The organism is Rhizobacter sp. P5_C2, assembly GCF_054049715.1.
On sequence record NZ_JBFULV010000013.1, the window covers coordinates 85,921 to 93,120 of the forward strand.

Annotated in this window: 10 protein-coding genes; 5 read left to right on the plus strand and 5 right to left on the minus strand. The window is 70.1% G+C overall.

Annotated elements, in window-relative coordinates:
- The first annotated feature begins 2 nt into the window (after positions 1-2).
- The 4 genes from ACXJLU_RS06920 to ACXJLU_RS06935 are packed head-to-tail and all read left to right on the plus strand — an operon-like array spanning position 3 to position 3,527.
- Positions 3-1,067 (plus strand): FAD-dependent oxidoreductase, encoded by a 1,065-nt coding sequence (locus ACXJLU_RS06920; protein WP_457329704.1) that lies wholly within the window; start codon positions 3-5, stop codon positions 1,065-1,067.
- Positions 1,067-1,282, plus strand: coding sequence for a sulfur carrier protein ThiS (thiS, locus tag ACXJLU_RS06925; protein WP_457329705.1), 216 nt, complete (start codon positions 1,067-1,069; stop codon positions 1,280-1,282). Before ACXJLU_RS06920 ends, thiS begins: the two co-directional genes overlap by 1 nt.
- Position 1,283: 1 nt before the next feature.
- Entirely contained in the window at positions 1,284-2,069 is a 786-nt protein-coding gene (locus tag ACXJLU_RS06930) for a thiazole synthase (protein ID WP_457329706.1), read from the plus strand.
- Between the two features lie 27 nt (positions 2,070-2,096).
- Entirely contained in the window at positions 2,097-3,527 is a 1,431-nt protein-coding gene (locus tag ACXJLU_RS06935) for a bifunctional hydroxymethylpyrimidine kinase/phosphomethylpyrimidine kinase (protein WP_457329707.1), read from the plus strand.
- 27 nt (positions 3,528-3,554) lie between these two features.
- Here the strand turns inward: ACXJLU_RS06935 and ACXJLU_RS06940 are convergent, their stop codons facing one another.
- The 4 genes from ACXJLU_RS06940 to ACXJLU_RS06955 are packed head-to-tail and all read right to left on the minus strand — an operon-like array spanning position 3,555 to position 6,032.
- The gene (locus ACXJLU_RS06940) at positions 3,555-3,971 is read right to left on the minus strand and encodes an ExbD/TolR family protein (RefSeq protein WP_457329708.1); all 417 of its coding nucleotides are present in this window, start codon (positions 3,969-3,971) and stop codon (positions 3,555-3,557) included.
- Positions 3,972-3,983: 12 nt separating this feature from the next.
- Positions 3,984-4,658, minus strand: a complete 675-nt coding sequence (locus ACXJLU_RS06945) for a MotA/TolQ/ExbB proton channel family protein (RefSeq protein ID WP_457329709.1) — start codon at positions 4,656-4,658, stop codon at positions 3,984-3,986.
- Between the two features lie 25 nt (positions 4,659-4,683).
- The gene (gene dapB / locus ACXJLU_RS06950; RefSeq protein ID WP_457329710.1) at positions 4,684-5,499 is read right to left on the minus strand and encodes a 4-hydroxy-tetrahydrodipicolinate reductase; all 816 of its coding nucleotides are present in this window, start codon (positions 5,497-5,499) and stop codon (positions 4,684-4,686) included.
- A complete protein-coding gene (locus ACXJLU_RS06955; protein ID WP_457329711.1) occupies positions 5,496-6,032 on the minus strand; it encodes an outer membrane protein assembly factor BamE in 537 nt (178 codons plus the stop codon). Before ACXJLU_RS06955 ends, dapB begins: the two co-directional genes overlap by 4 nt.
- A gap of 118 nt (positions 6,033-6,150) precedes the next feature.
- Between ACXJLU_RS06955 and fur the strand changes: the two genes are divergently transcribed.
- Positions 6,151-6,576: a ferric iron uptake transcriptional regulator gene (gene fur, locus ACXJLU_RS06960; RefSeq protein ID WP_073468120.1), complete on the plus strand. Its 426-nt coding sequence runs from the start codon at positions 6,151-6,153 to the stop codon at positions 6,574-6,576.
- A 422-nt stretch (positions 6,577-6,998) separates the two neighbouring features.
- Here the strand turns inward: fur and ACXJLU_RS06965 are convergent.
- Positions 6,999-7,200, minus strand: a 202-nt coding sequence (locus ACXJLU_RS06965; RefSeq protein WP_457329712.1) for a transposase, incomplete at its 5' end; no start/stop codon positions are given.

The following is a 7,200-nucleotide window of genomic DNA, read 5'->3' on the forward strand; positions in this document are numbered from 1 at the left end:
CCATGCACATGGACAACAGCAGCGACAGCGATGTGCTGATCGCAGGCGCCGGGCTGGCCGGCCGGCTGTGCGCGTGGCGCTATGCGCGCGCCGGCCGGCGGGTGCGGCTGTTCGACGCAGCGCGCCGCGACGATGCGCGCTCGGCCAGCGCGGTGGCGGCGGCGATGCTGTCGCCGCTGGCCGAGCTGGCGGCCGCCGATGCGCAGGTGCATGCGCTCGCGCAGCAGGCGATGGCGCTGTGGCCCGACTGGTTGCTCGCGCTGCAGGCCGACAGCGGCCGGCCGGTGTACTTCCGCCGCGCCGGCACGCTGGTGCTGGCGCATGCGGCCGATGGCGGCAGCCTCGACCATTTCGAGCGCGTGCTGCGGCACAAGCTCGCGCCGGCCGAGCAACACGCGATCCACGTGCTCGACGCGGCGGGCGTCGCCGAGCACGAGCCGGCGCTCGAAGGCCGCTTCGCCCGTGGGCTGCTGCTGGCCGGCGAAGGGCAGATCGCCAACGACGAACTGCTGGTGGCGCTGGCGCGTGCGCTCGACCGCTTCCGCGTGCACTGGCATGAAGACGAGCCGGTGCAGCAACTGCATGCTGAGGGGCTGCGCACCGCGCAGGGCGAGTTCCGTGCGCCGCTGGTGATCGACACGCGCGGCCTGCGCGCCCGCGCCGACTGGCCGGGCCTGCGCGGTGTGCGCGGCGAGATCCTGCGGGTCGAGTGCGAAGGCATCGCGCTGCAACGGCCGGTGCGGCTGATGCACCCGCGCTACCAGCTGTACGTGGCACCACGGCCGAAGCAGCGCTTCGTCGTCGGCGCGACCGAGCTCGAATCGGAAGATGCCGGCCCGCCCAGCCTGCGCTCGGTGCTGGAGCTGGGCAGCGCGCTGTACAGCCTGCACCCGGCCTTCGCCGAGGCGCGGGTGCTGCGCATCGACACGGCGCTGCGGCCGGCGCTCGACGACCACCGGCCGCAACTGCGCCGGCATGGCGGCGTCTGGCAACTCAACGGGCTGTACCGGCACGGCTACCTGTGCGCGCCGGCGCTGGTCGACCGACTGCTTCAGGAGACGACGTGATGACCACCACGATGACCGAGGTGTCGATGAATGGCCGCCTGCTGCAGACGCCCGCAGCGACGCTGGCCGAGCTGCTGCGGCAACAAGGCTACGAGGCGCAGGCCGCGATGGCGTGCGCGATCAACCGGCAGTTCGTGCCGCGGGCGCAGTGGCCGCTGCACGCGCTGCAGCCGGGCGACCGCATCGACGTGATCGCACCTGTGACCGGAGGCTGACATGACGTCTTGGACCCTCGCAAGCACCCCGCTCACCAGCCGGCTGCTGCTCGGCACCGCGCACTACCCGTCACCGCAGGTGCTGGCCGACGCGGTGCAGGCCAGCGGCACGCAGGTGCTGACGGTCGGCCTGCGCCGGCTGCAACCGGAGCATGGCGGCGGCAACGCGTTCTGGCAGCGCGTGCGTGCGCTCGGTTGCCACGTGCTGCCGAACACCGCCGGCTGCCACGACGCGCAGGAGGCGATCACGCTCGCGCAGATGGCGCGCGAGCTGTTCGACACACCGTGGATCAAGCTCGAGGTCATCGGCGACGACTACACGCTGCAGCCCGATCCGTTCGGCACGCTGGAGGCGGCGCGCGTGCTGGTGCGCGAAGGCTTCCAGGTGCTCGCCTACACCACCGACGACCTGGTGCTCGCGCAGCGCCTGCACGAGGCCGGCTGCGCCGCGGTGATGCCGTGGGCCGCGCCGATCGGCACCGGCCGCGGCCCGCAGAACCCGTATGCACTGCAGACGTTGCGCGCGCGGCTGCCCGACGCGGTGCTGATCGTCGACGCCGGTCTCGGCCGGCCGTCGCACGCGGCGCAGGTGATGGAGATGGGCTTCGATGCGGTGCTGCTGAACACCGCGGTCGCGCAGGCGGGCGACCCGGTGCGCATGGCGCGCGCGTTCGCGCAGGCGGTCGACGCGGGGCGGCTGGCCTTCGAGGCCACGCCGATGGGCGAGCGGCAGACCGCGCAGGCGTCGACGCCGACGCTGGGGATGCCGTTCTGGCATCAGGCTTGAAGGACGCGGGTTGAAGGAGATCACGAGATGCGACCCTTGTTGACGATCGCGGGGCACGACCCGGTGCACGGTGCCGGCATCACCGCCGATCTCGCGACCTGGCACGCGATGGGGCTGCCCGGCAGCAGCGTCGTGACGGCGCTGACGGTGCAGGACAGCCACGGCCTGAGCGCCCTGCAGCCGGCACCGGCCACGCTGGTGCGCGACGCGCTGCAGGCGCTGCTGCGCGATGGCGAGCCGGCCGCCATCAAGCTCGGCATGCTGGGCTCGCTGGAGGTGCTGCGCGAGGTGCATGAATTCGTCGCGGCGCGGCGTTGCCCGGTCGTGCTCGATCCGGTGCTCGGCGCGTCGAACGGCCGCAGCAGCCACGATGCGGACGAACACGCGTGGATCGAGGCRGTGCGTGCGCTTGCACGCGAGGTCGACGTGATCACGCCGAACCTGCAGGAGGCGCAGCGGCTGGGTACGCTCGACGGACCGGCCGCGCTGGTGCTGAAGGGTGGGCACGCGGACGGCGACCGCAGCATCGATGAGGTGATCGAAGGCGCCCGGCGCGCGTGGCTGTCGACGCCGCGCGTGGCTGGCTCGGCGCACGGCAGCGGCTGTGTGTTCTCGGCCGCGCTGGCCGGCGCGCTGGCGCAGGGCTGGGGCGTGTTCGATGCCGCCTGCGTCGCGAAGCTGCACGTGACGGCCGGGCTGGCGCAAGCACGCGATGTGGGTCCGGGTCGGCCGAACATGAACGCGGCCGCCGTGGCCGACAGCGCGCACCTGCCGGCGTTCCGCTGGGCCGACGACGTGGTGGCCCCGGCATGGCCCTTCGCGCCCGTCAGCGGCCCGCTCGGCTTCTACGCGGTGCTGCCCGATGCCGACTGGATAGCGCGCGCGCTGGCGATGGGCGTGCGCACGCTGCAACTGCGCCTGAAGGCCGGTAGCCTGCCGCCCGCCGAGCTGCATGCGCAGCTGCGCGCGGCCGTGCGGGCGACGCGCGAGGTGCCGGGCGCGCAGCTCTTCATCAACGACCACTGGCGCGAGGCGCTGGAGCTGGGCGCGTACGGCGTGCACCTCGGCCAGGAGGACATCGCCACGGCCGATCTCGGCGCGATCCAGTCAGCGGGCCTGCGCCTGGGCGTCAGCTCGCACACGCCGCTGGAGATGTGCCGCGCGCATGCGCTGCGGCCGTCGTACATCGCGATCGGGCCGGTCTACCCGACGACGCTGAAGGCGATGGCCTACGAGCCGGTCGGGCTGCAGCGGCTGGCGCTGTGGGCCTCGTGGCTGAAGCCGGCGTACCCGGTGGTCGCGATCGGCGGCATCAGCCAGGAACGCGCGCCGCAGGTGATGGCCACCGGCGTCGATTCGATCGCGGTCGTCAGCGCGCTGACGCAGGCGGCAGATCCGCAAGCCGCCGCCGCGGCGTTCGTAGCCCGGATGCCAATCCGGGAAGCGGCCGTGATGTGACGAACCATCCCCGGATTGGCATCCGGGCTACGGCTTCGGTTCCGCGACGAAGCCGATGCGGTTCAACCCCGCCTTCTGCACGACCCCGATCAACTCGGCGACGCGGCCATAAGGCACCGTGCGGTCGGCCCGCAATTGCACCTCGGTGGCCGGGTTCTTCTGCGCAGCCTGCGCGACCTGGTCGGCGAACGCTGCAGCATCCACCGGCTTGTCGCCAACGAACAGCCGCCCCTGCGCGTCAACCGCGACCGCGATGAAATCCGGCGTCTCGCTCGGCGTCGCGGCCTCGGCGCGCGGCAGGTCGAGTTTCAAACTGGAGCTCATCAGCGGCGCGGTGATCATGAAGATCACCAGCAGCACCAGCATCACGTCGATCAGCGGCGTCATGTTGATGTCGCTCATCGGCGTCGGCCCGGCCGTGCGTTCGAGGCGACCGAAGGCCATCGCCGTGACCCGTCAGGCCTGCGCGGCGACGGCAGCGTCGCGGCTGTGGTCGATCATCATCTCGCGCAGGTCGTGCGCGAAGCCTTCGAGCTCGGCCTCGCAGGCGCCGACGCGCTTGCCGAACACGTTGTAGGCCAGCACCGCGGGGATCGCGACCGCCAGGCCGGCCGCCGTCATCACCAGCGCTTCGCCGACCGGCCCCGACACCTTCTCGATCGTGATCGAGCCGCCCGCCGAGATGCTCAGCAGCGCATGGTAGATGCCCCAGACCGTGCCGAACAGCCCGATGAAGGGAGCGGTGCTGCCGATCGACGCGAGCAGCACCTGGCCGAACTGCAGCTGCGCGAGCACCGCGTGCAGCGCATCGCGCAGGCGGCGCGTGAGCTGCGATTCGAGCCGGCCGAGGCCTTCGAGCGTGCCGGCCGGCGGCGTGGCGATCGCGGCGTCGAGCAGCGGGCGCAGCACGGCTTCACGGTCGAACGCGGCCAGCTGCTCACGCCCGCCGTCGAGCGTGGGCGCGGACCAGAAGGCCGGCACCGCGCGGGCGATGTCGAGCCGCGCGCGGCGCAGCAGCCAGCCCTTCCAGAAGATCAGCACCCAGGCGCTGACCGACATCAGCAGCAGCAAGGCCGCGACGCTGCGCGTGATCAGGTCGCCCTGCTGCCAGAAGTGCTCGACGCTCGTCATGCAGGCGTGTATGCGGATGCGAGGCTCAGAGGCCCAGCACGTCGTTCATCGAGAACAGCCCGCTCGATCGCGACGCGAGGAATCGGGCCGCGCGCAGGCTGCCCTGCGCGTAGGTGACGCGGCTCGAGCTCTTGTGGGTGATCTCGATGCGCTCGCCGGTACCGGCGAACAGCACCGTGTGGTCGCCGACGATGTCGCCGCCGCGCACCGTCGCGAAACCGATCGTCGACGGATCGCGCTCGCCGGTGACGCCTTCGCGACCGTAGACCGCGCAATCCTTCAGGTTGCGGCCCAGCGCCTTCGCGACCACCTCGCCCATCGCGAGCGCGGTGCCGCTCGGCGCGTCGACCTTGTGGCGGTGGTGGGCCTCGATGACCTCGATGTCGTAGCCCTCGTTCAGCGCGCGGGCGGCCAGGTCGAGCAGCTTGAACGCGACGTTGACGCCGACGCTCATGTTCGGCGACATCATGATCGCGATGTGTTTTGCGTGTTCGGCGATCTCGGCCTTCTGCGCGTCGCTGAAGCCGGTGGTGCCGATCACGGCCTTGACGCCAAGGTCGCGGCACACCGCCAAGTGGGCGAGCGTGCCTTCGGGGCGGGTGAAGTCGATCAGCACCTGGGCGTTGGCGAGGCCGGTGCGCAGGTCGTCGGTGATCGCGACGCCGCTGCTGCGGCCGAGCCAGGCGGTGGCGTCGTGGCCGAGTGCCGGAGCCTCGGGGCGATCGAGCGCGCCCGCCAGTGCGCAGTCATCGGCAGCAGCGACCGCCTCGATCAGCATGCGGCCCATGCGACCGCTGGCGCCTGCCACTGCAATGCGCAACGGGGAAGCGCCGGCGCTCATGAACGCTCGAGCGGCGGGTAGCTGCGGACCGGGCCTTCAGGCGCCGACGCGGCGGGCTCGGGCGGCTTCGGCGGCACCGGCAGCGCCTTCAGCTGCTCGTCGGTCAGCGCGAGCGGCGGCGCGTTGCGCGAGGTCTTGAAGGTGTCGATCGATTCGACGAAATCGCGTTCGCCCGGCAACTCGGGCGCCTGGATGCTGGCCATCTTGTCGCCGTCGAACAGCACGACGACGCTGCGCTGCTGCGGCTCGGCGCCCTGGCGCTTGATCGTGAAGACGTAGTCCCAGCGGTTCGCGTGGAAGGTGTCTGTCAGCAGCGGCGAGCCGAGCACGTCGCGCACCTGGGCGCGGGTCAGGCCGGGTTTCACGAGGGCCACCTGCTCCTTGGTCAGTACGTTGCCCTGCACGACCTCGACGCGGTAGGGCGTGATCACGCCCAGGAAGTTGTCGGAGGATTGCAGCGAGCTGCAGCCGGTGAGCAGGCCGGCCAGCAACGCGACGCCGGCGACCGGCGCCAGGAACGGAAAAGAACGCATGGTGATGTGCGTGCGCGCCGGGGGGCGGCATCAACCTCGATATGATTCGACGATTCTAGCGGGTGGCCCCGGCCGCCCCGCCCTGCAGTGCCACCGAGAAGCGTCACCGAGATCTGCCATGTCCAATGCCGACGAACTCAAGAGCAGTGGCCTGAAGGCCACGCTGCCCCGCATCAAGATCCTCGACGTGTTCCAGAACACGACGCAACGGCACATGACCGCCGAGGACGTCTACAAGGCCCTGCTGCTCGAAGGGGCCGACATCGGCTTGGCCACCGTGTACCGCGTGCTGATGCAGTTCGAGCAGGCCGGCATCCTGTCGCGCAACCATTTCGAATCGGGCAAGGCGGTGTTCGAGCTCAACGAGGGCAAGCACCACGACCACCTGGTGTGCCTCGACTGCGGCAAGGTCGAGGAGTTCTACGACGCCGAGATCGAGAAACGGCAGAAGAACATCGCGCATACGCGGGGGTTCGAGCTGCAGGACCATGCGCTGGCCTTGTATGCGGTCTGCACGAAGAAGAACTGCGAGAACAAAAAGTAGCATCCCCTCCCCTGCCGGGGGGCTTGTTCACTGCGTGAGGCTGCTGCCGGGTCTCGCCCCGGCGGGCGAGTCACTTTCATTTGGGGCTCAAATGAAAGTAACCAAAGCAAAGAGCCTGAATGCAACACCATGCGGTTCGTTCTGTCCCGCTGCGGACAACACGGCCACGCCGCTGCACATCGTCCCTTGATTGGGATTGTTGCTCTCCCTCTCCACTCGACTCGCTCGCTTCGCGTCGCATCGTCTCGCACCGGCCGCCACCGCCGCGTCATGCGGACGATGCGCAGCGAGCTGGGTGGAGAAGAACAGCCAACAATCCCAATCAAGGTGGAGCTTGAGCCGAAGTGGCCGTGTTGTCCGCAGCGGGCCAGAACGAACCGTATGGTGTTCGGGTTCAAGCGCCTTTGCTTTGGTTGGCGGTTTCAAAGCCCAAGTGCAACAGCGGGTTGATTTGAGTGGCTGGCGTTGAAGGCTGACTCGAAGAAGACCTCAGAGGGAGTGCGCCAGCCAAGAGATTTGCGAGGACGGGTGTTGAGATCCCAGGCGGTGTGATCGAGCTCGCGCTGGGAGTGCACGCTCAAGTCGGAGCCCTTGGGCAGGAACTCGCGGATCAGGCCGTTGGTG

Bases quoted from the DNA above. Each gene is read 5' to 3' on its own strand.
- fur (WP_073468120.1), top strand. From the start codon at position 6,151: ATGTCCAATGCCGACGAACTCAAGAGCAGTGGCCTGAAGGCCACGCTG.
- ACXJLU_RS06930 (WP_457329706.1), top strand. From the start codon at position 1,284: ATGACGTCTTGGACCCTCGCAAGCACCCCGCTCACCAGCCGGCTGCTG.
- thiS (WP_457329705.1), top strand. From the start codon at position 1,067: ATGACCACCACGATGACCGAGGTGTCGATGAATGGCCGCCTGCTGCAG.
- ACXJLU_RS06940 (WP_457329708.1), bottom strand. From the start codon at position 3,971: ATGGCCTTCGGTCGCCTCGAACGCACGGCCGGGCCGACGCCGATGAGC.
- ACXJLU_RS06955 (WP_457329711.1), bottom strand. From the start codon at position 6,032: ATGCGTTCTTTTCCGTTCCTGGCGCCGGTCGCCGGCGTCGCGTTGCTG.
- dapB (WP_457329710.1), bottom strand. From the start codon at position 5,499: ATGAGCGCCGGCGCTTCCCCGTTGCGCATTGCAGTGGCAGGCGCCAGC.
- ACXJLU_RS06945 (WP_457329709.1), bottom strand. From the start codon at position 4,658: ATGACGAGCGTCGAGCACTTCTGGCAGCAGGGCGACCTGATCACGCGC.
- ACXJLU_RS06920 (WP_457329704.1), top strand. From the start codon at position 3: ATGCACATGGACAACAGCAGCGACAGCGATGTGCTGATCGCAGGCGCC.